At 60.8% G+C, this 25,184-nt stretch carries 26 protein-coding genes and 1 pseudogene; 20 read left to right on the top strand and 7 right to left on the bottom strand.

The window, feature by feature from the left end:
- Positions 1–74 precede the first annotated feature (74 nt).
- Positions 75–1,574, bottom strand: coding sequence for a glycosyl hydrolase family 18 protein (locus GKN89_RS07345; protein ID WP_154746603.1), 1,500 nt, complete (start codon positions 1,572–1,574; stop codon positions 75–77).
- 292 nt (positions 1,575–1,866) lie between these two features.
- Here GKN89_RS07345 and GKN89_RS07340 point away from each other — a divergent pair, with 292 nt between their 5' ends.
- The 7 genes from GKN89_RS07340 to GKN89_RS07310 all read left to right on the top strand — a co-directional run bounded on the left by GKN89_RS07340 (position 1,867) and on the right by GKN89_RS07310 (position 6,282).
- Entirely contained in the window at positions 1,867–2,193 is a 327-nt protein-coding gene (locus tag GKN89_RS07340) for a phage holin, lambda family (protein ID WP_033643982.1), read from the top strand.
- Positions 2,183–2,584 carry a M15 family metallopeptidase gene (locus GKN89_RS07335; protein WP_063919838.1) on the top strand — a complete coding sequence of 134 codons (402 nt, stop codon included), beginning with the start codon at positions 2,183–2,185 and terminating at the stop codon, positions 2,582–2,584. The genes GKN89_RS07340 and GKN89_RS07335 overlap by 11 nt, the downstream gene beginning before the upstream one ends.
- Positions 2,581–2,961, top strand: coding sequence for a DUF2570 family protein (locus tag GKN89_RS07330; RefSeq protein WP_063919837.1), 381 nt, complete (start codon positions 2,581–2,583; stop codon positions 2,959–2,961). Before GKN89_RS07335 ends, GKN89_RS07330 begins: the two co-directional genes overlap by 4 nt.
- Positions 2,942–3,115: a hypothetical protein gene (locus GKN89_RS07325; RefSeq protein ID WP_019453866.1), complete on the top strand. Its 174-nt coding sequence runs from the start codon at positions 2,942–2,944 to the stop codon at positions 3,113–3,115. The genes GKN89_RS07330 and GKN89_RS07325 overlap by 20 nt, the downstream gene beginning before the upstream one ends.
- A 215-nt stretch (positions 3,116–3,330) precedes the next feature.
- Positions 3,331–5,610 (top strand): NADP-dependent oxaloacetate-decarboxylating malate dehydrogenase, encoded by a 2,280-nt coding sequence (gene maeB, locus GKN89_RS07320; protein ID WP_154746601.1) that lies wholly within the window; start codon positions 3,331–3,333, stop codon positions 5,608–5,610.
- A gap of 109 nt (positions 5,611–5,719) precedes the next feature.
- A complete protein-coding gene (locus GKN89_RS07315; RefSeq protein WP_004936539.1) occupies positions 5,720–5,929 on the top strand; it encodes a type II toxin-antitoxin system Phd/YefM family antitoxin in 210 nt (69 codons plus the stop codon).
- A complete protein-coding gene (locus GKN89_RS07310) occupies positions 5,926–6,282 on the top strand; it encodes a type II toxin-antitoxin system death-on-curing family toxin (RefSeq protein WP_019453865.1) in 357 nt (118 codons plus the stop codon). Before GKN89_RS07315 ends, GKN89_RS07310 begins: the two co-directional genes overlap by 4 nt.
- 9 nt (positions 6,283–6,291) lie before the next feature.
- Here GKN89_RS07310 and mmuM read toward each other — a convergent pair whose 3' ends face one another.
- Together mmuM and mmuP are read right to left on the bottom strand one after the other, a co-directional pair.
- Positions 6,292–7,230: a homocysteine S-methyltransferase gene (gene mmuM, locus GKN89_RS07305; protein ID WP_154746600.1), complete on the bottom strand. Its 939-nt coding sequence runs from the start codon at positions 7,228–7,230 to the stop codon at positions 6,292–6,294.
- Positions 7,220–8,629 (bottom strand): S-methylmethionine permease, encoded by a 1,410-nt coding sequence (gene mmuP / locus GKN89_RS07300; RefSeq protein WP_015378686.1) that lies wholly within the window; start codon positions 8,627–8,629, stop codon positions 7,220–7,222. Before mmuP ends, mmuM begins: the two co-directional genes overlap by 11 nt.
- 177 nt (positions 8,630–8,806) lie before the next feature.
- Here mmuP and GKN89_RS07295 point away from each other — a divergent pair, with 177 nt between their 5' ends.
- The 5 genes and pseudogenes from GKN89_RS07295 (at position 8,807) to GKN89_RS07275 (ending at position 15,248) form a co-directional block, all read left to right on the top strand.
- Positions 8,807–9,646 carry a ChaN family lipoprotein gene (locus GKN89_RS07295; protein WP_154746684.1) on the top strand — a complete coding sequence of 280 codons (840 nt, stop codon included), beginning with the start codon at positions 8,807–8,809 and terminating at the stop codon, positions 9,644–9,646.
- 102 nt (positions 9,647–9,748) lie between these two features.
- Positions 9,749–10,546: a TonB family protein gene (locus GKN89_RS07290; RefSeq protein WP_154746599.1), complete on the top strand. Its 798-nt coding sequence runs from the start codon at positions 9,749–9,751 to the stop codon at positions 10,544–10,546.
- Positions 10,547–10,600: 54 nt separating this feature from the next.
- Positions 10,601–12,007, top strand: a complete 1,407-nt coding sequence (locus GKN89_RS07285; protein ID WP_230328929.1) for a hypothetical protein — start codon at positions 10,601–10,603, stop codon at positions 12,005–12,007.
- Positions 11,967–12,884: pseudogene (locus GKN89_RS07280) on the top strand (prolyl oligopeptidase family serine peptidase); the annotation flags it as partial. The gene GKN89_RS07285 and the pseudogene GKN89_RS07280, both read left to right, overlap by 41 nt.
- 123 nt (positions 12,885–13,007) lie before the next feature.
- A complete protein-coding gene (locus GKN89_RS07275) occupies positions 13,008–15,248 on the top strand; it encodes a TonB-dependent receptor domain-containing protein (protein ID WP_154746598.1) in 2,241 nt (746 codons plus the stop codon).
- Between the two features lie 22 nt (positions 15,249–15,270).
- On the opposite strand, the gene GKN89_RS07270 is transcribed toward GKN89_RS07275, so the two are convergent.
- From GKN89_RS07270 to amiA, 3 genes are all read right to left on the bottom strand, one after another.
- Entirely contained in the window at positions 15,271–15,726 is a 456-nt protein-coding gene (locus GKN89_RS07270; protein ID WP_004936514.1) for a YaiI/YqxD family protein, read from the bottom strand.
- The gene (gene hemF / locus GKN89_RS07265; RefSeq protein ID WP_154746597.1) at positions 15,726–16,646 is read right to left on the bottom strand and encodes an oxygen-dependent coproporphyrinogen oxidase; all 921 of its coding nucleotides are present in this window, start codon (positions 16,644–16,646) and stop codon (positions 15,726–15,728) included. The genes GKN89_RS07270 and hemF overlap by 1 nt, the downstream gene beginning before the upstream one ends.
- Before the next feature lie 65 nt (positions 16,647–16,711).
- The gene (gene amiA / locus GKN89_RS07260; RefSeq protein ID WP_019453858.1) at positions 16,712–17,593 is read right to left on the bottom strand and encodes an N-acetylmuramoyl-L-alanine amidase AmiA; all 882 of its coding nucleotides are present in this window, start codon (positions 17,591–17,593) and stop codon (positions 16,712–16,714) included.
- Between the two features lie 204 nt (positions 17,594–17,797).
- Between amiA and GKN89_RS07255 the strand changes: the two genes are divergently transcribed.
- Positions 17,798–18,223 carry a GNAT family acetyltransferase gene (locus tag GKN89_RS07255; protein WP_004936504.1) on the top strand — a complete coding sequence of 142 codons (426 nt, stop codon included), beginning with the start codon at positions 17,798–17,800 and terminating at the stop codon, positions 18,221–18,223.
- A 42-nt stretch (positions 18,224–18,265) separates the two neighbouring features.
- Here the strand turns inward: GKN89_RS07255 and GKN89_RS07250 are convergent, their stop codons facing one another.
- Positions 18,266–18,664, bottom strand: coding sequence for a YgiW/YdeI family stress tolerance OB fold protein (locus GKN89_RS07250; RefSeq protein WP_019453857.1), 399 nt, complete (start codon positions 18,662–18,664; stop codon positions 18,266–18,268).
- Positions 18,665–18,840: 176 nt separating this feature from the next.
- Here GKN89_RS07250 and GKN89_RS07245 point away from each other — a divergent pair, with 176 nt between their 5' ends.
- The 7 genes from GKN89_RS07245 to cysA all read left to right on the top strand — a co-directional run bounded on the left by GKN89_RS07245 (position 18,841) and on the right by cysA (position 25,143).
- Positions 18,841–19,305, top strand: a complete 465-nt coding sequence (locus tag GKN89_RS07245) for a DUF2919 domain-containing protein (RefSeq protein WP_019453856.1) — start codon at positions 18,841–18,843, stop codon at positions 19,303–19,305.
- Positions 19,306–19,461: 156 nt separating this feature from the next.
- Positions 19,462–20,049: an RpoE-regulated lipoprotein gene (locus GKN89_RS07240; RefSeq protein ID WP_019453855.1), complete on the top strand. Its 588-nt coding sequence runs from the start codon at positions 19,462–19,464 to the stop codon at positions 20,047–20,049.
- Positions 20,050–20,226: 177 nt separating this feature from the next.
- Complete coding sequence (locus GKN89_RS07235) at positions 20,227–21,126, top strand: Dyp-type peroxidase (RefSeq protein WP_019453854.1); 900 nt, start codon at positions 20,227–20,229, stop codon at positions 21,124–21,126.
- 201 nt (positions 21,127–21,327) lie between these two features.
- Positions 21,328–22,350 (top strand): sulfate ABC transporter substrate-binding protein, encoded by a 1,023-nt coding sequence (locus GKN89_RS07230; protein ID WP_019453853.1) that lies wholly within the window; start codon positions 21,328–21,330, stop codon positions 22,348–22,350.
- Positions 22,351–23,190 (top strand): sulfate/thiosulfate ABC transporter permease CysT, encoded by an 840-nt coding sequence (gene cysT, locus GKN89_RS07225; RefSeq protein WP_019453852.1) that lies wholly within the window; start codon positions 22,351–22,353, stop codon positions 23,188–23,190. It abuts the gene before it with no gap.
- Positions 23,190–24,065, top strand: coding sequence for a sulfate/thiosulfate ABC transporter permease CysW (gene cysW / locus GKN89_RS07220; protein ID WP_019453851.1), 876 nt, complete (start codon positions 23,190–23,192; stop codon positions 24,063–24,065). Before cysT ends, cysW begins: the two co-directional genes overlap by 1 nt.
- Complete coding sequence (gene cysA / locus GKN89_RS07215; protein ID WP_019453850.1) at positions 24,055–25,143, top strand: sulfate/thiosulfate ABC transporter ATP-binding protein CysA; 1,089 nt, start codon at positions 24,055–24,057, stop codon at positions 25,141–25,143. Before cysW ends, cysA begins: the two co-directional genes overlap by 11 nt.
- Positions 25,144–25,184: the final 41 nt, after the last annotated feature.

Genomic DNA, 25,184 nt, shown 5'->3' with positions numbered 1-25,184 from the left:
CGAAGGGACGCGAAAATCAAACGGTTAACTCAATGAAAACCCCGCAGCATTCGGCTACGGGGTTTTTTTATGGTTTACGCCACGCGGCCCACCTTCAGCCAGGCGCTGTCTGAACCCGGCGCAGAGGTGATGTACCCCCACTTGGTCTGCCAGACGTAACCCTGATAGGACACCAGCGCGCCCTGCGCGTAAATGGTGCCCGGCACGTAGGCCGGCGCCGTCATGATAGGCAGGTTGCCGGGGCCGACGCCGGTGTAGCGCAGGCCGGTGCCCATATCCAGCTGGCTGTCGTCGTAGTCCGCGGCGTTGAAATAGCGATCCAGCGCGGCCAGCAGATCGCCGTTGCGGTTGTCTTGCCCCAGATGCCAGAACATCACGCCGCCCAGCTGCTGCTGCTTGATGTACTTCGCTTTGTATTTGAAGCTCTCGACGTCGTCATAGGTGACGAACAATCCTTTCTGCGCATGATACAGGTAAGGGGTTTTGGTCTTGTCGTTCCACAACCGCTGATAGCCGTAGTTGCCCTGCAGCATCTGCTCCAGCTGGCGATAGGACGCGATACGCGGATCCTTGTCGCGCACACACTCTTCGCAGCCCACCAGCCAGTAGTCGGTGCTCGGATACGGATCTTCGCCCGGCGTGCTGTGGCTGCTGTATTGCCCGCCGTTGCCGTCGCTGACGCCCTTGAAGGCGCGGCCGTAAAACGGCACGCCCATCACGATTTTGGCGCTCGGCACCCCTTCCATCATCAGGTGTTGCTGCACCGCGGCATCGACCGTCAGGCTGAACGGGCTGGGGAAGGCGCGGGTCAGCTCTTCCCAGCTCCAGCCCAGATTGGCTTCGCGCAGCGCATTGTAGAAGGTCGGCCCGGCCGCGTCGCCGAACAGCGCCGCCTGGTGGTTGGTGATCTTCTCCCAGGGGCCGGCCAGATCGTAGGTCATCAGGTTGATGTAATCGAGCGGCGCGACGATCTGCGCCAGCTTGCTGTAATAGCGCGACAGGAAGAAGGCGCCGCCGGCGCCGGCGATGGTCAACTGATACGGCAGCGCCTGGCGGCCGTCAGCGACGGTTTGCTGATTCAGCAGGGTGCGGATCTCTTGCAGCGCGGCGATGAAGCCGTCCACTTCTGCCGCTTGCGGATACTCCCAGTCGATGTCCACGCCGTCGAAGCCGTAATCCTTCATGATGCGTACGCAGGATTGGGCGAACTTGGTGCGCGACGCCGGGGTTTTCACCGCGTTGACGTAGTTGGCGTGCGACACGCCCAGATCGTTGGAGTAGTACCAGCCGCCGATGGAGAACATGATGCGCAGGTTGGGGTTGTGCGCTTTGAGCGCGGTCAGGCGCTTGACCACATCGCGCGCTTTGGCGTCGTTGGTGGCCGGATCCCAGGCGCATTCCAGGTTGCTGTTGATATCCAGGAAAGAGAAGTTGATGTGCGTCAGCTGTTTGGCTTTGGCCGGCGTGATGTTGGATACCGGGAATGGCACGATGGAGGTATCGGACTCGGTGTAATTATTGATTTGGTTGGTTGGAATAAAATAATACCCAATAACGGCTTTGCGTGTGGACATGGTATTTCTCCAGAGTGGATGTTTTTATGATGGGGAAGTATTTCCCACCGCCATTAATGTTTATTTTTCGTAAAAACAAAAGTCGAAATAAATCACGATAATAATGAAATTTCATTAACTGTCGCATCCACGGGCGCTAATCTGTTGTGCCAGCGTTCAGCATGAATGAATTCGACCATAGGGCCTGTATTTATTCATTTGCTTTGTAATAGCATCCTTAACTAGATTCTGATTATCCGATGTCCCACCGGCCGTGATTGGCATTTAATTAAAAATAAAAAGGAGATGAGCTATGTCCAGCATAGAGCCTGACGCTGTTGGCTTAATAGTCCAGCGAGTATGTGAATATCTTCAGCCGGTATTGAACGCCATTCTGGCTGGCGTGATGGCGTTATTACATGGCGCCTATCGCAACGTGGGCATTCGGCGACGCTTATTGAATGCGGCTATGTGTGCGCTGTTGGCCTGGACGGTGCGCGATGCGTTAGCGCTGATGGGCCTGGAATTAAATTGGGCGAATTTGGCCAGCGTACTGATTGGTTTTATGGGGGCGGATTACATCAACGCCCTAATTAAAAAATTTATCGGTAAAAAGACGGGGTTTAAAAATGTTAAATGACATCGAAGATATTCGCTTTACCGCCCGCAGCGAAGAAAATCTGCGTGGCGTGCATCCGGATTTGGTGCGCGTTATTCGTTTGGCGCTGCGTTATTCACTGGTGCCGTTTTCCGTCAGCGAGGGGCTGCGCAGCATGGCACGCCAGCGGGAAATGGTGCGTGCCGGCAGCAGCCAAACGCTGCGCAGCCGCCACCTGACCGGCCATGCGGTGGACGTGGTGGCGATGCCGGCGGGCGTGGTCTCCTGGGAGTGGGATTACTATGCGCAGATTGCGGTGGCGGTACGGCGCGCGGCGCGTGAATGCTGTATCAACGTCGAATGGGGCGGCGAATGGAAAACCCTCAAGGATGGCCCGCACTTCCAGCTGCCGTTTCGGGACTACCCGGCATGAGCGGCTGGCTGCAGAAGCTGGCGCAGGGCGGGTTGTTGTTGCTGTTGCTGGCGGCCATTTGCCTCGGCGGCTATAGCTCGCTGTTGTCGCACCAGTTGGCCTCCGCGCGGCAACAGGCGGCGGAATTGCAGAAAAGCCTGGCGCAGCAGGCGGGGCTTATCGCCACCTTGCAGACTCAGGACGCGCAAAACCGCGCGCTGATGGCGGCGCAGCAGCGGCAGGAACAGCAGCTGCGCCAGCAACACGACGCTTATCAGAGGAAATACCGTGAAGCGATTAAAAACGATCCCTGCGCCGCTCGGCCTCTGCCTGGCGCTGTGCTTGAGCTCCTGCGCCCAGCCGCCGGCGCCGCAGGCCGTGCCGCTGTTGCCCCCTGAGTCGGTGTTCGCGCCCTGCGAACAGCCGCAGCTGCAGGGGGAGACCTGGGGCGATGCGGTAAGCTATACCCTGGCGTTACAAACCTCGTTACACATTTGCGCCGGCCAGGTGGAGACGCTTAACGCCTGGCGCGCCACGCTGCCGCCGCACTGACGGCGGCGCTTCTCTGACTCGTCCCGCAGGCCTTCTTTTTTTACTTTTAAAACGGTATTTCGACCAAGGTTATGGCGTGCTTCAAAGTTTGTGATGTTTCTCTCACTATACTTCAAGGCTGTGCCCTGTCATTGTACCTGGGCGCCATGGCCCACGGCAGGGCGCAGCCTCAAAGCCTTACCTCAACATAAAAGCAAAAAACAAAGGAATCCATAATGGACGAACAGCTCAAACAGAGTGCCCTTGATTTCCATCAGTTTCCTGTCCCAGGGAAGATCCAGGTTTCCCCCACCAAACCGTTGGCGACCCAGCGCGATCTGGCGCTGGCCTATTCGCCGGGCGTCGCCGCGCCTTGCCTCGAGATCGCCGAAGATCCGCTGGCGGCGTACAAATACACCGCGCGCGGCAATCTGGTGGCGGTGATTTCCAACGGCACGGCGGTACTGGGGCTGGGCAATATCGGCGCGTTGGCCGGTAAGCCGGTGATGGAAGGCAAGGGCGTTTTGTTCAAGAAGTTTTCCGGTATTGATGTATTTGATATCGAAGTGGATGAGCATAACCCTGACAAATTAATCGACATTATCGCCGCGTTGGAACCGACCTTCGGCGGTATCAACCTGGAAGACATCAAGGCGCCGGAGTGTTTCTACATCGAGCAGAAACTGCGTGAGCGCATGAAGATCCCGGTGTTCCACGACGACCAGCACGGCACGGCGATCATCACCACTGCGGCGGTGCTCAACGGCCTGCGCGTGGTGAAGAAGAATATCTCCGACGTGCGTTTGGTGGTGTCCGGTGCCGGCGCGGCGTCTATCGCCTGTCTGAACCTGCTGGTGGCGCTGGGGCTGCGTCAACAGAACATCACCGTCTGTGACTCGAAGGGCGTCATCTATAAAGGCCGCGACGCCAACATGGAGCAGACCAAGGCCGCCTATGCCATCGAGGATAACGGCCAGCGCACGTTGGGCGATGCCATCCCGAACGCCGACATCTTCCTCGGTTGCTCCGGCCCGGGCGTCCTGACGCAGGATATGGTGAAAACCATGGCGCGCGATCCGCTGATCATGGCGCTGGCTAACCCGGAACCGGAAATTCTGCCGCCGCTGGCCAAAGCGGTGCGTCCGGATGCCATCATCTGCACCGGCCGTTCCGACTACCCGAACCAGGTGAACAACGTATTGTGCTTCCCGTTCATCTTCCGCGGCGCGCTCGATGTGGGCGCCACCACCATCAACGAAGAAATGAAGCTGGCCTGCGTGCACGCCATCGCCGATCTGGCGCTGGCGGAGCAGAGCGACGTGGTGGCTTCTGCGTATGACGACCAGGATCTCTCCTTCGGGCCGGAATACATCATTCCGAAACCGTTCGATCCGCGCCTGATCGTCAAGATCGCGCCGGCGGTGGCCAAGGCGGCGATGGATTCCGGCGTGGCGACGCGACCGATCGAAGACTTCGATGCCTATGTGGAGAAGCTGGCGGAGTTCGTCTACAAAACCAACCTGTTCATGAAACCGATCTTCTCTCAGGCACGCAAAGAGGTGAAGCGGGTGGTGCTGGCGGAAGGAGAGGAAGAGCGCGTGCTGCACGCCACGCAGGAACTGGTGTCGCAGGGGCTGGCCTTCCCGATCCTGGTCGGCCGTCCGAGCGTGATCGAGATGCGCTTGAAAAAGCTGGGCCTGCAGCTGACGCCGGGCAAAGATTTCGAAGTGGTGAACAACGAGTCGGATCCGCGCTTCAACGAATACTGGGGCGAGTACTACCAGATCATGAAACGCTGCGGCGTTTCGCAAGAGCAGGCGCGGCGCGCGGTGATCGGCAACCCGACGCTGATCGCCGCCATCATGCTGCATCGCGGCGAAGCGGATGCGATGATCTGCGGCACCATCGGCAGCTACCACGAGCATTACGACGTGGTGAAGAACGTATTCGGTTTCCGTGAAGGCGCGCACGTCGCCGGTGCGATGAACGCGTTGCTGCTGCCGAGCGGCAACACCTTTATCGCCGACACCTACGTCAACGACGATCCGACGCCGGAACAGCTGGCGGAGATCACCCTGATGGCGGCGGAAACCGTGCGTCGCTTCGGCATTGAGCCGAAGGTGGCGCTGCTGTCTCATTCCAGCTTCGGCTCGTCTGACTGCCCGGCGGCGCGCAAGATGCGCAAAACGCTGGAGCTGGTGAACGAGCTGGCGCCGGAGCTGGAGATCGACGGCGAAATGCACGGCGACGCCGCGTTGGTGGAAAGCATTCGTCACGATCTGATGCCGGACAGCCCGCTGAAAGGCTCGGCCAACCTGCTGATCATGCCGAACATGGAAGCCGCGCGCATCAGCTACAACCTGCTGCGCGTCTCCTGCTCGGAAGGGGTGACCGTCGGGCCGGTGCTGATGGGGGTCGCCAAGCCGGTGCACATCCTGACGCCGATCGCCTCGGTGCGCCGCATCGTCAACATGGTGGCGCTGGCGGTAGTGGAAGCCCAGACCGAACCGTTGTAAGGCCGGGCTGAGTGACTGGCCCCCTGCGCCCTTGGCGCCGGGGGCTTTTTTATTTCCAGCGGACGTGGTACAAATAATCGTCAAACATGTACATGTACAGGTAAAGAAAATGACTACGATTAGCTACACGGCGGCCAGAAACAACCTTGCCGAGGTGCTTTTGGAAGCGCAAAAACAGCCGGTGGAAGTGACGCGTCGCGGACACGATGAGGTTTACATCATCAGTAAGGCCGACTATGAGGTTTTGGTCAAAGCCAAGGTGAAAGCGCGCATTCAGGCTAAACACGCGGATACGATTAAGGCGCTGGCCAATAGATGATCTTTTTGACCGCAGAGGATATTGCGGAATTCAATGCTGAAATTGTGCCTCACGGCCGCCAGGATGGCAGTAAAGTTGAGGCCGTAGCCAACCGCGTGCTCAATGCTTACCACTATGAGAACGTCACCGACGTTTACCGTTTGGCCGCACTTTATCTCATTGCTATCAGTCATGGTCATATTTTTCTTGATGGCAATAAGCGCACGGCCTTCCAAAGCATGGCGTTATTTCTCGGTATCAATGGCATTGCACTGCGTGAAGATGCGCAGCTGGTTGAACTCACGGTCGAGGCTGCTCAAGGCCGCCTCAACGTCGAACAAGCCGCGGAGCAACTGCGCCGGTTAACCGAATAACCCCCTTTCTCATTTCTTGCAGCGCGCGGCGATGGCGCGGATATCCTGCGGGGTAGTGCGGCAACAGCCGCCGATCAATTGTGCGCCGAGCGCGCGCCACTCTACCGCCTGATCGACCAGACTGCCGTGCTCGCTGCCGCAGGCGTGCCAGGTTTTGCTGACTGCATCGTAATGCTCCCCGGAGTTCGGGTAGACCAGCAGCGGTTTGTCGGCCAGCGCGCTCAGCTGACGCAACGCTGGGGCGACCTTGTCCAGCGCGATGCAGTTGATACCGATGGCCAGCACCTGCGGGTTGCCGCGCAGCGCGGACATGACCTCCGTCAGCGGCGTGCCGTCGCTGAGGTGTTGGCTGTCGCGCAGGGTGAAGGCGAACCAGGCGCCGAGCGTCGGGAACTCCTGTAGCAGCGTCAGCAGCGCCTGCAGTTCAGCGAAAGACGGTAGCGTTTCGCAGGCCAGCAGATCGACGCCGGCGGCGGCCAGCGCGGTGAGGCGCGGGTGGTGGAAGGCGATCATGTCATCCTGCGCCAGCCGATAGTCGCCACGGTATTCCGATCCGTCGGCCAGATAGGCACCGTATGGGCCTACCGAACCGGCGATCAGCAGCGGCGCGGCCTGCGGGTGTTCGGCCAGATAATCGCGGCGCGCGCGTTGCGCCAGCTGCACGCTTTTGGCGATCAGCGCCAGCGACCGATCCTGATCCAGGCCGCGGCGCAAGAAGCCCTGCGGCGTGGCCTGATAGCTGGCGGTGATGGCGCACTGGGCGCCGGCGTTGAAATAATCGAGATGCACCTGATAGATAAGCTCGGGATTTTCAATCAGCACCTTGGCCGACCACAGCGGATCGGTCAGATCGCAGCCGCGCGCTTCCAGTTCGGTGGCCAGCGCGCCGTCCAGGATCAGCGTGGGCTGTTCGGCCAGCAGGTGGGCGACGGGGTTGTTAACCGACATGTTGTTCTCCCAAAGCGGTTTTTTGCCCGGCGCGCCGGGTCAGGAAATAGGTGAGGTAGCACAGGGCGACAAACGGCAGCCCGCAGTAGAGCGCAATGCGCTGCTCCGGATCGAACGCCAGTCCGATGCAGGCCAGCAGGCACAGCGCAAAGCCGAGGATCGGCGTCAATGGGTAGCCGGGCGCGCGGTATTTCAGGCCGCTTATCGGCTGGCCGCTGCGCAGGTAGGCGCGGCGGAAAGCATAGTGGGCGGCGCAGATGCTCAGCCACACCGCCACCACCGCAAAGCCGGAGATTGCCGACAGGGCGACAAACACCGTATCCGGCGCGATCACGCTGGTCAGCAGCGCCAGGACGCCGCCGAGCATGCTGAAGGTCAGGGCATTGATCGGAATGCCGCGTGCATTGACGCGGGCGAAGTAGGCCGGCAGGGTGCGCTGGTGGGCCAGTGACCACAGCATGCGCCCGGAGGCGTACAGGCCGGAGTTGGCCGCCGACAGGATGGCGGTCAGGATCACGAAGTTGAAGATATCGGCGGCGTAAGGCACGCCGATGCGTTCAAACACCAGCACGAACGGGCTTTTGACGATCCCCGCCTGATCCATTGGGATCAGCGCCGCCAGCACGAACACGGTGCCGATAAAGAACAGCATCAGGCGGATCACCGTGGTGCGGATCGCCAGCGGCACGACTTTTTCCGGGTTCTCGGTTTCACCGGCGGCGATGCCGATCAGTTCCGTGCCGGAGAAGGCGAAGTTCACCGCCACCATGGTCATCAGGATCGGCAGCGTGCCGTGCGGCAGCCAGCCAGAAGCGGTCAGATTGTGCAGGAACGGCGCCGGGGTGCCGTCTTTCATCGGCAGCAGACCGAACATGGCGGCGCCACCCAGAATGATAAACGCCAGAATGGTCACCACTTTGATCAGCGAAAACCAGAATTCGCTTTCGGCGAAAAAGCGGGTGGTCACCACGTTAAGCAGAAAAATGGCCGCGCAGAAGATCAGGCACCACAGCCACACCGGCGACTGCGGGAACCAGTACTGCATGCAGAATCCGGCGGCGGTCAGGCTGGAGCCGAGCGCCACTGTCCAGGTGAGCCAGTACAGCCAGGCGACGGCATAGCCGGTGGCCGGCCCCAGATAGCGCGAGGCATAGACGTGAAAAGCGCCGGTTTCCGGCATCGCCACCGACAGCTCACCCAGGCACAGCATCACCAGGTACACCACCAGCGCGCCGATCAGGTAGGCCAGCAGGGTGCCGAGCGCCCCGGTGGTAGAGATGATATAACCGGTGTTGAAAAACAGCCCGGTACCGATCACACCGCCCAGCGACAACATCACCAGGTGCCGGGCCTTCATGCTGCGTTTGAACTGCCCTGCGGCGGGCGCCGATGCGTGCATAATAATCTATCCGTATAGACGTCTAAATATCTGAATGGCTATTGGTTATACCCGCAATGCCTTTCCAACGCAATGCGCCACCGGCGATCGCCACGTAAAAAAATCGTTAAGTCGGATCTATATGCAAATGATAATTATTATCTATAATGTCGCCATTTTCGATAATGGGGCAACATGATGAGATATCTGATTTTATTGGCGGCGTTGGCGCTCGGCGCCTGCAGCCAAAACTCGGTGCAAACGCCGGCCAACAGCATCGACAACCTGGGTAATATCACCGATCTGCACAGCGGCGCGACCCTGAAGCCTGAGCAGCTGTTGACGCGATTGGCGCAGCAGCCGCGGGTGATCGTCGGGGAAAAGCATGACAATCCTTACCACCATCAGATTGAGCAATGGCTGGTGCAGCAGCTGCCGCAGCGGCGGCCGCAGGGCAGCGTGCTGATGGAGATGATCAACCCGAACCAGCAGGCGCAGGTGGACAAAGTCAAGCAGTGGCTGCAGAGCGATCCCACAGTGCGTGACGGCCGCGTGGCGGAACTGATCGCCTGGCAGCCGGGCTGGAAGTGGGAACTGTATGGCGGGGTGACGATGGCGGCGATGCGTGCGCCATACCCGCTGTGGTCAGCCAACCTGGATCGCAGCGAGATTACGGCGTTCTATCAGCAGCCGCAGTTCCCGGCGGGGCAGTTATCGGCGCAGCCGGCGGTGCGCAAGGCGCTGGAAGAGACCATCCGCACTTCGCACGGCGGCAAGATTGAGGCCGACCAACTGCACGCGATGCTGGCGATCCAGCAGCAGCGCGATCGGCGTATGGCGGAACGTTTGCTGGCGGCGCCCACGCCCGCGCTGTTGATCGCCGGTGGCTATCACGCCGCCAAATCGGTGGGCGTGCCGCTGCACGTGCGGGATCTGCAACCGGCGGCGGCCTCGACGGTGCTGATGCTGGCGGAGCCGGGCGTACAGGTTGATGCGAACACAGCGGACTACCTGTGGATCACACCATTAGTGAAATGAATACGTTAAGACAGTGAAAAGGGGTGTTAATTATATTTGCAAATGATTATCATTAGTAAATGTGATCTGCAATCATTCGCAATTAAGCAAGCTAATGCCCCTATGTTAAGTCAGTCTTATTCCCTTCCGGCTTTTGAGCTGCCGCAGCCGCGCTGGGCGCGCGGCCTGCTGCTCGCCCTGGCGGCGCACGCGGCGTTGGTATTGCTGTTTTATTGGCCGCAGACGACGCTGGAACCGGTGGTGCTGCCGCCGCCGGCGGTGATGATGAGCTGGGCGGCGCAGATTGAAGCGCCGGAAAGCAAGCCGCTGCCGTTGGGCGTGCAGCAAGCGGAGTCCGCCGCGGCGCAGCCCGCTGAGCAGCAGCAACAGCCGGATCTGCCCAAGCTGGCGCGCGCCGATAAAGCGAAAATCGTGACGGCGCAGAAGAAGCGCGCCGAACACCGCCCCCCGCAAAAAGCGCAGCCGAAACCGCAGGAACAGGCCAAAGAGACGCGCAGTGCCGCCGCGTCCAGCGCCGCCGCGCCGCAGGCGCAGACGCTCTCCCACCAAACCGCCGCGCCGATCAACAGCGATGCCAACAGCAACGCGCAGGCCAAGCTGTCGTGGGAGAGTCTGGTGAAGGGCAAGCTGAACCGCATCAAGGAATATCCCCTGGATGCCCGCAGCCGCCGGCGTAGCGGCATGCCGCAGGTCAGTTTCAGCGTCGATGCGCAGGGGCGCGTGTCGAATGTGAGCCTGCAGGTGCGCTCCGGCACCGCGTCGCTGGATCGGGAAGCGGTGGCGGTAGTGTCGCGCGCGCAGCCGTTGCCGCCGCCGCCGCCGGAGATGCTGCAGCAGGGAGCCGTCAGGGTGACGATGCCGATCGATTTCAATCTGGCGGAGCTGAACGCCCGCCGTTAATGCTGGCAGACGCCGCCTCGCCGCCGTCCGCCTTTTCAAACTTCGTGAGGGATTATGAACCCGCTGTTATTCACCCCGCGCCGCCGCATTGCGGCCGCGTTCTGGCTTTCTTTAGGCGTCGCCGGCGCCGCGCTGGCGCAACCGCAGCCGCCGTTGGCGGAACGCGCGCCGAAAGTGCTGACTGCCCACGGCGAGACGCGCATCGACGATTATTACTGGCTGCGCGACGACAGCCGAAAAGAGCAGAAGGTGCTGGACTACCTGAAGGCGGAGAACCGCTACACCGAGCAAATGATGGCGCCGTACCAGAAGCTGCGCGCCACGCTGTATCAGGAGATGCTGGGCCGCATGAATCCTGATGATCGTTCGGTGCCGTATCAGCTCAACGGCTATCGCTATCAGGAAAGCTACGCCGCCGGTAAAGAGTTCGCGCTGTATCAGCGCCAGGCGCTCACCGCCGACGCGCCGTGGCAAACCTTGCTGGATGCCAATCAGCGCGCGGCCGGCCAGGCCTATTATCGCCTGGGGGCGATGGACGTCAGCCGGGACAACCGCCGTCTGGCGGTGGCCGAAGATCTGCAGGGCCGCCGCCAATACCGCATCTCCCTGCGGGAGATAGGCAGTGAACGCTGGTCGCCGGAAACGCTGGAAAACACCTCCGGCAACATGCTGTGGGCCAACGACAATCAAACCCTGTTCTACGTGCGCAACCACCCGCAAACGCTGTTGCCGTATCAGGTTTACCGCCATCAGTACGGGACGCCGACGGCGCAAGATAAGCTGGTGTACCAGGAAAACGATCCGGCGTTTTACCTCAGCCTCGGCCGCTCATCCTCACGCGATTACCTGATACTCACCATCAGCGGCAATACCACTTCCGAAGTGCGCCTGATCGACGCCAGCCAGCCGCAGCGCGAGCCGCAGTTGTTCGCCGCCCGACAAAACGGCCGCGAGTATTACCTCGATCACTACCGCGGCGAGTTCTATCTGCGTTCCAACCATCAGGACCCGAATTTTGGCCTGTACCGTACGGCTGCGGCGGGGAAACCCTGGCAGACGCTGATTGCGCCGCAGGCGCAGCACGAGGTGGAAAGCTTCAGCCTGTTCCGTGACTGGCTGGTGGTGCAGGAACGCGCCAACGGGCTGGTACAGCTGCGGCAAATCAGCTGGGACGGTAAAACCGAGCGCGCCATCCCGTTCGACGACGCCAGCTACATGGCCTGGCTGGGCTATAACCCGGAGCCGGACAGCGATCGGTTGCGCTACGGCTATTCGGCGATGACCACGCCGACCCGCACCTATGAGTGGGATCTGAATAAGGGCGAGCGTACCCTGCTCAAGCAGCAGGAAGTGAAAGGCGTCGATCCCAGCCTGTATCACAGCGAGCGCATCTGGGTAACGGCGCGCGATGGCGTGANGCTACGGCTATTCGGCGATGACCACGCCGACCCGCACCTATGAGTGGGATCTGAATAAGGGCGAGCGTACCCTGCTCAAGCAGCAGGAAGTGAAAGGCGTCGATCCCAGCCTGTATCACAGCGAGCGCATCTGGGTAACGGCGCGCGATGGCGTGAAGGTGCCGGTCTCGCTGGTGTATCGCACATCGCTGTTCAAAAACGGCCATAACCCGCTGCTGGTCTACGGCTACGGCGCTTACGGCATGAGCATGGATCCGGCGTTCAGCGCCAACCGCATCAGCCTGCTGGATCGCGGCTTTGTCTATGCGCTGATCCACGTGCGCGGCGGCGGCGAGCTGGGGCAGAGCTGGTACAAACAGGGCAAGCTGACGCACAAACCGAACAGTTTCAACGACTTCATCGATGCCACCCAGGCGTTGATCAAAGACGGCTACGGCCAGCCGGGGCGCATCTACGCCATGGGCGGCAGCGCCGGCGGCTTGCTGATGGGGGCGGTGATCAATCAGGCGCCGCAGCTGTACAACGCGGTGGTGGCGCAGGTGCCGTTCGTCGATGTGGTGACCACCATGCTGGACGACAGCATTCCACTGACCACCGGCGAATACGAGGAGTGGGGCAACCCGAACCAGCCGGCCGCCTATGCGCTGATGAAGTCCTACAGCCCGTACGACAACGTGCGCAAGCAGCGTTATCCGAACCTGCTGGTCACCAGCGGTTTGTACGACTCGCAGGTGCAGTATTGGGAGCCGGCCAAATGGGTGGCGAAGCTGCGGCGTTTCAAACAGGGCGATTCACTGCTGCTGCTCTCCACCGACATGACCGCCGGCCATGGCGGCAAATCGGGCCGCCTGGCGCGGCTGGAAAACGGCGCGCTGGAATACGCCTTTATTCTGGCGGCGGATCGGCAGGCGCAGAAATAATCTTTAGCGCCGCGGCCTGCTGCGGCGCAATAAAACAATAACAACCTTATTTACCGCGTTTTCGGCGGGCTTTTTGCTGGGCATTGTCGGCCATCAAACCTTATTGGCTATTTCTGGGGATATATGAAAATCAAAATGATAGCGAGCCTGATCGGCGCGGGACTGGCGCTGCACGGGCCGGCTGCGGCCGCGCAGGAACAGGCGGAAAATAATAAAGGCAGCGTGGTGTTCAGCCCGCTCAACGTCTCGGCCGCCGACAGCGGCAAAAGCAGCGAAAAAGACGCGTTGGCCAGGCCGGGGGCATTCAGCTCGCGCGACGAAAACAAAAATCTGGAGTCGGTGGACAGCATTCTGCGCAGTATGCCGGGCACCTATACCCAGATCGATCCCGGCCAGGGATCGGTCAGCGTCAATATCCGCGGCCTGAGCGGTTTCGGCCGGGTCAACACCATGGTCGATGGCATCACGCAAAACTACTACGGCAACTCGCCGAGCGACGCAGCGCACGGGGGATTGCCCACCAGCCAGTTCGGGGCGCTGATCGATCCTAACTTTATCGTCGGCGTCGACGTGGCGCGCGGCAACGCCACCGGTTCCGACGGCGTCAACGCCTTGGCGGGCAGCGCCAACTTCCGCACTATCGGCGTGGACGACGTGGTGTTTTCCGATAACCCGTTCGGCGTGCGCACCAAATTCTCGGTGGGCAATAACGGCATCGGCCGCAGCGGCATGATCGCCGTCGGCGCCAAAACCGCCGCCTTTGCCGACGGCGGCAGCCTGGGGGCGATGGCGGCGATCAGCGGCAGCTCCATCACCTCCAACTACAAAAACGGCGCCGGTTTCGACAGTGAGATGTTCAACGTCGATAAAACCTACCGCCAGAACCCGAAATCCCAGCTGTTCAAAGTGGACATCAAGCCGGATGCCTTCAACAGCATCGAACTGTCGGCGCGCAGCTACCAGAATAAAATCACCCGCCGCCACATCGACAGCGACGATTTCTACCTCAAATACCACTATGCGCCGTTCTCCGAGCTGATAGATTTCAACCTGACCGCCAGCACCAGCCGCGGCGAGCAAAAGTTCATGTCCGACAACATGGCGGGGTTCAGCGACAGCACGGCGAAAAACATCTCCGATGCGCTGGATATCAACAACACCAGCCGTTTCAGCCTGCAGGACGTCGATTTCGCCTTCAGCTACGGCGGCAAGCTGGTGCGCAACGAGTATAAGAAAAAGGCCTCCGGTTTGGTGACGGATGACGATCAGGCGGAAAGCATGCCGGTGGGAATGTCGGGCAAGCAGGATATTTCCAGCCTGTACAGCGGGTTACAAGCTAACTACGGCATCTGGCAGGGGAATTTCGATCTGAACTACACCGCCTATCGCCTCTCCGGCTATAAGCCGGCCTGTGACGAGCGCGTAGAATGCTTCCCGCAGGGCGCCAGCAATATCACCCGCAATGAACAGGGTTTCAACCCGTCGCTAATGCTGTCGGCGCAGGTCACGCCGTGGCTGCAGCCGTTCGTCAGCTACAGCAAGTCGATGCGCGGGCCGAATATCCAGGAGGTGTTCTTCGCCAACAGCGGCGGTCAGTCGATGAACCCGTTCCTGAAGGGCGAAAAAGCGGAGACCTGGCAGGGCGGGTTCAATGCCAATGCCCACGATCTGTTGTTCAAGCAGGACAGCTTCCAACTGAAAGCGGTCTATTTCGAAACCAGGATCAAAAACTACATATCCAGCCAAACCTACCTGGTGTGTAAAAACCGCCAGAAGTGCAACCGTTCGCAGGCGACGCAGGAAGAGTGGGATAACGCGGACGTCAATGTCAGCATGACCATGTACAGCAACGCCCCCGAACCGGTCAAAATGCGCGGGGTGGAGCTCGAAGCGCTGTACGACGCCGGTTTCGCCTTCACCAAGCTGTCGTTAAGCAAGGAGCATACCTCCCAGCCGACCAACCAGGCCAGCAACGTGTTCGGCGCGGGTGATGTCAGCGAACTGCCGGAATTCTACTTCACGTTGGACAGCGGGGTACGCCTGCTGGACGAGAAACTGACGCTGGGCGGGGTGGTGAAATACACCGGCAAAGCGGTGCGCCTGTCGCCGGACTCTGATTACGATGAGAATGAGCAGTTGCTGAAAGAGCCGGCGCCGCATATTCCGACCATTATCGATCTGTACGGCACCTATCAGGTGAATCGCAATCTGTTGCTGAAGCTCAGCGTGCAAAACCTGATGGACAAAGACTATTCGGACGCGCTGAACAAGATGAACTCGCTGCCGTCGCAGTCGCAGTATGAGACGCCGACCAACACCGCCCGTGGGCGGACTTATATCTTCGGCGGGGAGGTGCGCTTCTAAACCGCAGCAGAGCAGGGCGCAGTCACTGCGCCCGTTTCGCCTGCAGCAGCCATTTGTCCAGCTCGTTGGCGAACTGCTGGCGGTCGCGCTGGTTCAGGGCGTTCGGGCCGCCGGTCTGAATGCCGCTGGCGCGCAGGGTATCCATAAAATCGCGCATGTTGAGGCGCTCGCGGATGGTGTCCGGCGTATAGCGCTCGCCGCGCGGGTTCAGCGCCACCGCGCCTTTCTCTATCACCTCCGCCGCCAGCGGAATATCGGCGGTGATCACCAGATCGCCCGCTTCGCAGCGGCGCACGATCTCGTTGTCGGCCACGTCGAAGCCGGCCGCCACCTGCAGTGAACGGATGTACTTCGACGGCGGCGTGCGCAATGGCTGGTTCGCCACCAGCGTCACGGTGATGGCGGTGCGATCGGCGGCGCGGAACAGCACCTCTTTGATCACGTTCGGACAGGCGTCCGCATCGACCCAAATCTGCATCATTTCGGCTCCTGCAGCCAGTCGCGCACCGGCAGGAAATCGCGCGCCAGCGCCGCTTCCGGGCTGTCGGCGTCCGGCTGGTAGTTATATTCCCAACGCACCAGCGGCGGCATCGACATCAAAATGGACTCGGTGCGCCCGCCGGTTTGCAGCCCGAACAGCGTGCCGCGATCCCACACCAGGTTGAACTCCACGTAGCGGCCGCGGCGATAGAGCTGGAACTGACGCTCACGCTCGCCCCAGGTCAAGGCCTTGCGTTTTTCGACGATCGGCAGATAGGCGTCGAGGAAGCCCTGGCCCACCGCACGGGTGAAGGCGAAACAGTGGTCGAAGTCCGGGGTGTTCAGATCGTCGTAGAACAGGCCGCCGATGCCGCGCGCTTCGTTGCGGTGCTTGATGAAGAAGTAATCGTCGCACCACCGTTTGTATTTGGGGTAAACCTCGTCGCCGAACGGCGCGCACAGCTCGGCTGCGGTACGGTGCCAGTGCACGGCATCCTCTGCGAAACCGTAGAACGGCGTCAGGTCAAAGCCGCCGCCGAACCACCACACCGGCGCTTCGCCCGGCTTTTCGGCGATGAAGAAGCGCACGTTGGCGTGGCTGGTGGGCACGTAGGGGCTGAGCGGGTGGATCACCAATGAGACGCCCATCGCCTGGAAACTGCGCCCGGCCAGTTCCGGACGGTGCGCGGTGGCCGAGGCCGGCAGGGTGGCGCCGGAGACGTGCGAGAAGTTGACCCCCGCCTGTTCGAACACCGCGCCGTTGGTCAGCACGCGGCTACGGCCACCGCCGCCTTCTTCACGCGTCCATTGGTCTTCGGTGAACGTGGCGCCGCCGTCGGCCTGGGCGAGCTGCGCGCAGATATGATCCTGCAGCGCCAGCAGGAAGGATTTTACTTCAGCGATGTTAGGTAAACTCATGCGGGGTCTTTATAGCGTCTGGCTGAACAAGGCGCTGAGTATACTCTTATTCGCCGCCCGCGGCATCAGCGGGGTTTGCGCTGGTGGGCATCGAAGTAATCGAAGAAATTGATGATGCCGTCCGAGATGGCGCGGGCTATTTTCTCGCGAAACGCGGTGGTGCCCAGCAGCCGCTCTTCGTTCGGGTTGGTGATGAACGAGGTTTCTACCAGTACTGAGGGAATGGACGGCGATTTCAGCACCGCGAACGCCGCCTGTTCGGTGCTGTCGCTGTGCAGGTGGTGCACCGGGCGGATCTGGCCGAGCACGTGGCGGCCGAGCGTCAGGCTGTTGTTGATGGTATCGGTTTGCACCAGATCGAACAGCACCTGCTGCAGGTAGTTGTCCTGATCCTTGTACTTGCCGCCCGCCACGTCGTCGGCGGCGTTTTCACGATTGGACAGGTAGCGCGCCATGGCGCTGCTGGCGCCGCGGTTGGACAGGGCGAACACCGAAGCGCCGGAGGCCGATGGGCTGGTGAAGCCGTCGGCGTGAATCGAAATGAACAGATCGGCCTGGTGCTGGTGGGCGATCTCCACCCGCTGGAACAGCGGAATGAACTCGTCTTCTTCGCGCGTCAGGCGCGCTTCGACGTGGTCGTGCTCATGCAGAAAACGGCGCACGTGGTTGGCGATTTCCAGCACGATGTGTTTTTCCTGCGAGCCTTCGTGGCCGACCGCGCCGGAATCGATGCCGCCGTGGCCGGGATCGATCATCACCAGCTTTTTGCCGCCGATCGGTTTTGCCGCCGGTTTGCTGTGCTGATTGCGCAGCAGGCCTTCCGCCTTGGCGCTTTGGCTTTTTACGCCGAGCAGCGCCACCGCCAGGCCGGAAAGCAAAAGTTGGCGTCGCGTCGGGGAAACGGCAAGCGGTTTAAAATTGAGGAATGGTTTACCCTGCTTTTTCATTACGCAACGCTCCATCGACGTTTCTATTTTGCGACGTTATATCGTATTGATAATCATTAATCGACCCGATAACTATTTCCATTTATTACGCCTGTTACCGGCGATTTCTGGGCAAATAGCGCGGTAAATCGCAGTTTGATATTGCGTAAGTGAATAATCACGCGATAATCAGATAAACACCTTAATTAACAGCGGCCAACATCGATGGAAATTCGCGTATTTCGACAAGACGACTTTGAAGAAGTCATTACCCTGTGGGAGCGCTGCGATCTGCTGCGCCCCTGGAACGATCCGGAAATGGACATCGAGCGCAAGCTGAACCACGACCCGGAGCTGTTCCTGGTGGCGGAGGTTGGCGGTGAAGTGGTCGGTTCGGTGATGGGCGGCTATGACGGCCACCGCGGATCGGCTTATTACCTCGGGGTGCATCCCGACTATCGCGGGCGCGGCATCGCCAATGCGTTGATCAACCGTCTGGAGAAGAAGTTGATCGCCCGTGGCTGCCCGAAGATCCAGATTATGGTGCGCGAAGACAACGACACGGTGGTCGAGATGTACGAGAAGCTCGGCTACGAGATCCAGGGCATCACCAGCCTGGGCAAGCGGCTGATCGAAGATCAGGAATATTGAGCAGGCAGCGGGCGGCGGCGTCGCACCGCCCGCCGCAGCGCATTACGGCAGCTTTTTGACGGTTTTCACGTCCACTTCGAGGCTGTTCCAGTCTTTATCCACTTTACCTTCCAACTGCACCTTGTCTTTCGGCGTAACGGTCTGGCCGTTCCAGCGTTTGCGGTCGATATCGACCGTCAGGGTGCCGGTGGCGTCGCGGAAGGTATAGGTTTCGTCGCCGATGCGCTGTTCGATGTTGCCCTGCAGCATCACCCAGGTGTCGTCGCTCAGCGATTTCACCTTGTCCACGGTGGTCAGCGCCGCGCTGGGGCCGGAGAAACCGCCCTGCGGAGCAGGCTGTGTTTGCGCCTGCGGCGCGGCCGGATCGAGGAACCCGCCTTGTTGCGCCAGTACCGGTGCGCTGCACAGCGCGATCAGAGCGGCCAGAGTCAGTTTTTTCATGTTGCGCTTCCTTATCGTTATCGAAAATCACATCCCGCTGATATCGGGTGCTTGCTTGGTGATAAGGATTAAAACACGCCGATCTTAAGAGCTTCTTAAGCCGACGCATTGAAATTCCCATCGCCGGCGCCCATCTGTAGCCATAGTCTTTTTATTCTGTTGGCAAGGAACGACCGTTGAAGCCATTCTCACCCCGCTTTTCCCCGGACGATTACGATCAGCACGGCACGCTGCGGCTGCCGCTGGGGTTTTGGGCCGTGCTGATTCTGCAGGCGCGCACCTGGCTGCTGTTCGTGATGGCCGGCGCTTCGCGCGAGCAGGGCGAAAGCTTGCTGGCGCTGTTTTATCCGGATACCCAACGCTTTTGGTACGGTATGCTGCTCGGTCTGCCGGCGGCGCTGGCGTTTTTGCTGAGCGGCCGTCGCCACCAATGGCCGCGGCTGTGGCGCGGCTGGCGCTGGGTGTTGGCAGCCTCTCTGCTGGCGTCGCTCGGCGGCTCGCTGTTCAGCCTGTGGCGCCAGGACGGCGATGCGCCGGGGCTGGAGTTGGCGTTGGCGCTGTTCGACGCGCTGGCGCTGAGCTATCTGCTGCTGAATGCGCGCCTGAAAGCCTGTTTCGCGCCGGCGGAGCAGGCTGACTAATTGCCGAGAAGTGCGGCACTTTTCGCATTTTCCGCACTCCAAGCAGGCAACCGTTGGCGTAGTGCGGGCCGTTGTGAGAGGCTGGCACGCAGCAAAACGCCGAGTGCGGCAGGGGCGGGTTACCGCCCCGTGCCATTGATGTTTAAGGAGCTAGAGATGAATATTCGCCCCCTGCTGTTAGGGCTTCCGCTGTTACTGACCGGCTGTTCGAGCATGTCCAATTTCTCCTGGTCCAGCCTGTCGCCGTTCAACTGGTTCGGCAGCAGCCTGGAGGTCGGCGCCAAGGGCGTCGGCAAGCTCAACGCCGGCACGCCGATGTCGGAAAGCGCCATCAACGACGGGCTGGACGGCAACTACCGCCTGCGCGGCGGCATGGCGACCAACAACGGCCAGATCGTCTCTTACTATCAGGCGCTGTCCGGCGACGAAGTGAAGCTGGTGATCACCGGCGAACCGAAAGGGCGCCTGCAGCGGGTGGACGTGATGGATCCTAAAGTGGCGACGGAGTGGGGCAACAAGCTCGGCACGCCGTTCGGCGACATGTACAGCAAGGCGTTCGGTTCCTGTAAACCGGGCAGCGGCGAAGACGCCGGCAAGGTGGAGTGCGTGGCGGAGCAGAGCAAGTACGTCACCTACATCTTCAGCGGCAAGTGGGCCGGGGCGCAGGATATCATCCCGCCGGACGACACCCTGAAAAGCTGGACGGTCAGCAAGATCGTTTGGCACGCCAAACCGCAGCAGTAACGCTGTCAACGGGCGCCGGTGCGCGGCGCCTGCCTTTTCAAGCCATTACCCCTATTTTCTTTGCGCTGCTGCAAGGCAATCGCCCGTGCTTGCGGTATCATAGCGCGCGTTTGTAACAGGGAACCCGCGCGTCAACCGCCATACCTGTTGCCGGATTCTGGTATTGAGGATAACAACATGACACAGGTTCAGAGCGGCATTCTGCTGGAGCACTGCCGTTTCGCCATTTTTATGGAAGCCAGCGTACAGGGCGAATTCGCCGATTTGCGCCAGGGCTGCAAACAGTTTTGTCAGACGTTGAGCGAGCTGCAACAGCAGTTTCCCGATGCGCGCCTCGGCGCGGTTATCGCTTTCGGCTATGACGTCTGGCACGATCTCTCCAGCGGCCAGGGCGCGAAAGAACTGAAGCCGTTTACGCCGCTCGGCAAAGGACTGGCACCGGCCACCCAGCGCGATATGCTGATCCACATTCAGTCGCTGCGCCACGACGTCAACTTTACGCTGGCGCAGGCCGCATTGGCGGCGTTCGGTAACGTCATCAAGATCGAAGAAGAAACCCATGGCTTCCGCTGGGTGGAAGAGCGCGATCTGAGCGGCTTCATCGACGGCACCGAAAACCCGCAGGGCGACCAGCGCCCGGCAGTGGCGACGATCGCCGAGGGTGAAGAGGATGCGGGCGGCAGCTACGTGCTGGTGCAACGTTACGAGCACAACCTGCGCCAGTGGCAGCGTTTTACCACCGAACAGCAGGAGCAGATCATCGGCCGCACCAAGCACGACAGCGAAGAGCTGCCGGCGGACCAGCGCCCGGATACTTCGCACGTCAGCCGTGTCGATCTGAAAGAGGACGGCAAGGGCCTGAAGATTCTGCGCCAGAGCCTGCCTTACGGCACCGCCAGCGGCAAGCACGGCCTGTTCTTCATCGCCTATTGCGCGCGCCTGCACAATATCGAGCAGCAGCTGCTGAGCATGTTCGGCGATCTGGACGGCAAACGCGACGCGATGCTGCGTTTCAGCCGAGCGGTGACCGGCAGCTACTACTTTGCGCCATCGCTGACACGCCTGCTGTCACTTTGACGCCGTTGCCGAAGCCGGCGCGCCCGGCTTCGGCCCGCATTCCCGACCCGAAAACGCCGCTCTTTTCCTGCCTTATAGCGTTTGATGCTTGTAAATCACTAAACGGTATATAAAAGCGTTACAGCTCCGCACCGAGTTATAAATACACTGGTCGTCAATAAGGCGAAAGCCTGAAGGACTGACTCAGTGATAAGGTGCAGAATGAAACAAAACCGGGTTAAAAATCTCGTGCTGAAAGGTTGGCTGGCGGCTGCGCTGTTGGCGAGCGGCGCAGCGTCGGCGGCGGAATTGCTGAACAGTTCTTATGACGTTTCCCGTGAATTGTTCGTCGCGCTGAACCCCGGCTTTGAACAGCAGTGGAATCAACAGCACCCGAACGACAAGCTGACCATCAAACAGTCGCACGCCGGTTCCTCCAAGCAGGCGCTGGCTATCCTGCAGGGCTTGCGCGCCGACGTGGTGACGTACAACCAGGTGACCGACGTGCAGATCCTGCACGATCGTGGGCAGCTGATCCCGGCGGACTGGCAGGCGCGCCTGCCCAACAACAGCTCGCCGTTCTATTCCACCATGGCGTTTTTGGTGCGCAAGGACAACCCGAAGGGCATCCACACCTGGAACGATTTGGTGCGCGACGACGTGAAGCTGGTGTTCCCGAATCCGAAAACCTCCGGCAACGGCCGCTACACCTATCTGGCCGCCTGGGGCGCCGCCAGCCAGGCTGACGGCAACGATCCGGCCAAGACCCGCGCCTTTATGACCCGCTTCCTGAAAAACGTGCTGGTGTTCGATACCGGTGGCCGCGGCGCGACCACCACCTTCGTCGAACGCGGCTTGGGCGACGTGCTGATCAGCTTCGAGTCCGAAGTGAACAACATCCGTAAGCAATACGGTGAAGACAAGTACGAAGTGATCGTGCCGCCGGTCGATATTCTGGCGGAGTTTCCTGTGGCCTGGGTCGACAAAAACGTCGAGCGCAACGGCACCGAGCAGGCGGCCAAAGCCTATCTGAACTACCTCTACAGCCCGGCGGCGCAGCAGGTGATCACCAGCTTCTACTACCGCGTCTATGACCAGAAAGCGATGGCGGCGGCGAAAGGGCAATTCCCGGACACCAAACTGTTCCGGGTGGAAGACCAGTTCGGCGGTTGGCCGCAGGTGATGAAAACTCACTTCGCCACCGGCGGCGAGTTGGATCAGCTGTTAGCGGCAGGGCGCAAGTAAATGTTGGCGTTGTCGTCCAGTAAGCGGGTGCTGCCCGGATTTGGCCTCAGCCTCGGCAGCAGCCTGTTTTATACCTGTCTGATCCTGCTGCTGCCGCTCACCGCGCTGGTGATGCAGCTGGCGCAGATGAGCCTGGCGCAATATTGGGAAGTGATTTCCAACCCGCAGGTGGTGGCGGCGTACAAAGTGACGCTGCTGGCCGCCGGCGTCGCCAGCCTGTTCAACGCGGTGTTCGGCATGCTGATGGCCTGGATCCTGACGCGCTACCGTTTTCCCGGCCGTTCGCTGCTGGACGGCCTGATCGATCTGCCGTTCGCGCTGCCGACGGCGGTGGCCGGCCTGACGCTGGCCGGTCTGTTTTCCACCACTGGCTGGTACGGTCAGTGGCTGGCGCACTTTGACATTAAGGTCACCTTCACCTGGCTTGGGATCGCGGTGGCGATGGCGTTCACCAGCCTGCCGTTTGTGGTGCGCACCGTGCAGCCGGTTTTGGAAGAGCTGGGGCCGGAATACGAAGAGGCGGCCGAGACGCTGGGCGCCACGCGCTGGCAGAGCTTTCGCCGCGTGGTGTTGCCCGAGGTGGCGCCGGCACTGCTGGCCGGCACCGCCATTTCCTTTACCCGCAGCCTGGGCGAGTTCGGCGCGGTGATTTTCATCGCCGGCAACATCGCCTGGAAGACGGAAGTGACCTCGCTGATGATTTTTGTACGTTTGCAGGAGTTCGATTACCCGGCGGCCAGCGCTATCGCTTCGGTGATCCTGGCGGCGTCGCTGCTGCTGCTGTTCAGCATTAACGTATTGCAAAGCCGCTTCGGCAGACGTTTGGGAGGAGGGCACTGATGGCTGATGTTTCCGCCTTCAACGGCGCCGAGCGCCCGCGCGTCAACTGGGGCAAGTGGACGCTGATCGCCATCGGCGCGCTGTTTTCGGTGCTGCTGCTGGTGGTGCCGATGATGTCGATTTTCGCCGAGGCCTTCTCCAAAGGGTTCGGCGCAATGTGGAGCAACCTGCTCGATCCGGACATGCTGCACGCCATCTGGCTGACGGTCTTGATCGCGCTGATCACCGTGCCGTTCAACCTGGTGTTCGGCACCTTGCTGGCGTGGCTGGTGACGCGTTTCACCTTCCCCGGCCGCCAGCTGCTGCTGACGCTGATCGACATTCCGTTCGCCGTTTCACCGGTGGTGGCGGGGCTGATTTACCTGCTGTTTTACGGCAGCAACGGCCTGCTGGGCGGCTGGCTGGACGCGCATAACATCCAGATCATGTTCTCCTGGCCGGGCATGGTGCTGGTGACCATTTTCGTCACCTGTCCCTTCGTGGTGCGCGAGCTGGTGCCGATGATGCTCAGCCAGGGCAGCCAGGAAGACGAGGCCGCCATTCTTCTGGGGGCGTCCGGCTGGCAGATGTTCCGCCGCGTGACGCTGCCCAACATTCGCTGGGCGCTGCTGTACGGCGTGGTGCTGACCAACGCGCGCGCCATCGGCGAGTTCGGCGCGGTGTCGGTGGTGTCCGGTTCGATTCGCGGCGAAACCTACAGTTTGCCGCTGCAGGTCGAGCTGTTGCAGCAGGATTACAACACCGTCGGCTCCTTTACCGCCGCCGCGCTGTTGACCCTGATGGCGATCGTTACCCTATTTTTGAAGAGTGCGCTGCAGTGGCGTCTGGAACGCCAGAACGCGCGTCTCGAGCGGGAGGAAAATCATGAGCATTGAGATTAACGGCATCAACAAGTACTTCGGTCGCACCAAGGTATTGAACGATATCTCGCTCGATATTGCTTCCGGCGAGATGGTGGCGCTGCTCGGGCCGTCCGGTTCCGGCAAGACCACGCTGCTGCGCATCATCGCCGGGCTGGAAAGCCAGAGCGGCGGCAAACTGGGCTTCCACGGCACCGATGTCAGCCACATGCACGCGCGCGACAGGCGTGTGGGCTTCGTGTTTCAGCACTATGCGCTGTTCCGCCACATGACGGTGTTCGACAATATCGCCTTTGGCCTGACCGTACTGCCGCGTCGCGAGCGTCCGAACGCCGCGGCGATCAAACAGAAAGTCACTCAGCTGCTGGAAATGGTACAGCTGGGCCACCTGGCCAGCCGCTATCCGTCGCAGCTGTCCGGCGGCCAGAAACAGCGCGTGGCGCTGGCGCGCGCCTTGGCGGTGGAACCGCAAATTCTGCTGCTGGACGAACCGTTCGGCGCGCTGGATGCGCAGGTGCGCAAAGAGCTGCGCCGCTGGCTGCGTCAGTTGCATGAAGAGCTGAAGTTCACCAGCGTGTTCGTCACCCACGATCAGGAAGAGGCGATGGAAGTGGCCGACCGCATCGTGGTGATGAGCCAGGGCAATATCGAACAGGTCGGTTCGCCGATCGAAATCATGCGCGAACCGGCCAGTCGCTTCGTGCTGGAATTCATGGGGGAAGTGAACCGCCTGAACGGCGAAATTCGCGGTTCCCAGCTGTTCGTCGGCGCGCACCAGTGGCCGCTGTCGTTCCAGCCGATGCATCAGGGCAGCGTCGATCTGTTCCTGCGCCCGTGGGAAATGGAAGTGGCGACTGAGAGCAGCGAGCGCTGCCCGCTGCCGGTACAGGTGCTGGAAGTCAGCCCGCGCGGCCACTTCTGGCAGCTGACGGTGCAACCGATCGGCTGGCACCAGGAACCGATCAGCGTGGTACTGTCGGAAGGCAACGCCACGCCGGTGCGCGGCGGCCGCTATTACGTCGGCAGCCTCAATGCGCGGCTGTATGCCGGCGATCAACTGCTGCAACCTGTTGCGTTAGCCAAAAGCGCCTGATAGGTTTTAGCGGCCCTTTTATTCAAGGCAACCCCAGGGTT

Origin of the sequence: Serratia sp. YC16, from assembly GCF_009707615.1 — a bacterium.
Classification (GTDB): Bacteria; Pseudomonadota; Gammaproteobacteria; order Enterobacterales; family Enterobacteriaceae; genus Serratia; species Serratia surfactantfaciens.
Note: the sequence above shows the minus strand (reverse complement) of the source record. Positions and strands in the feature narration are given on the sequence as shown.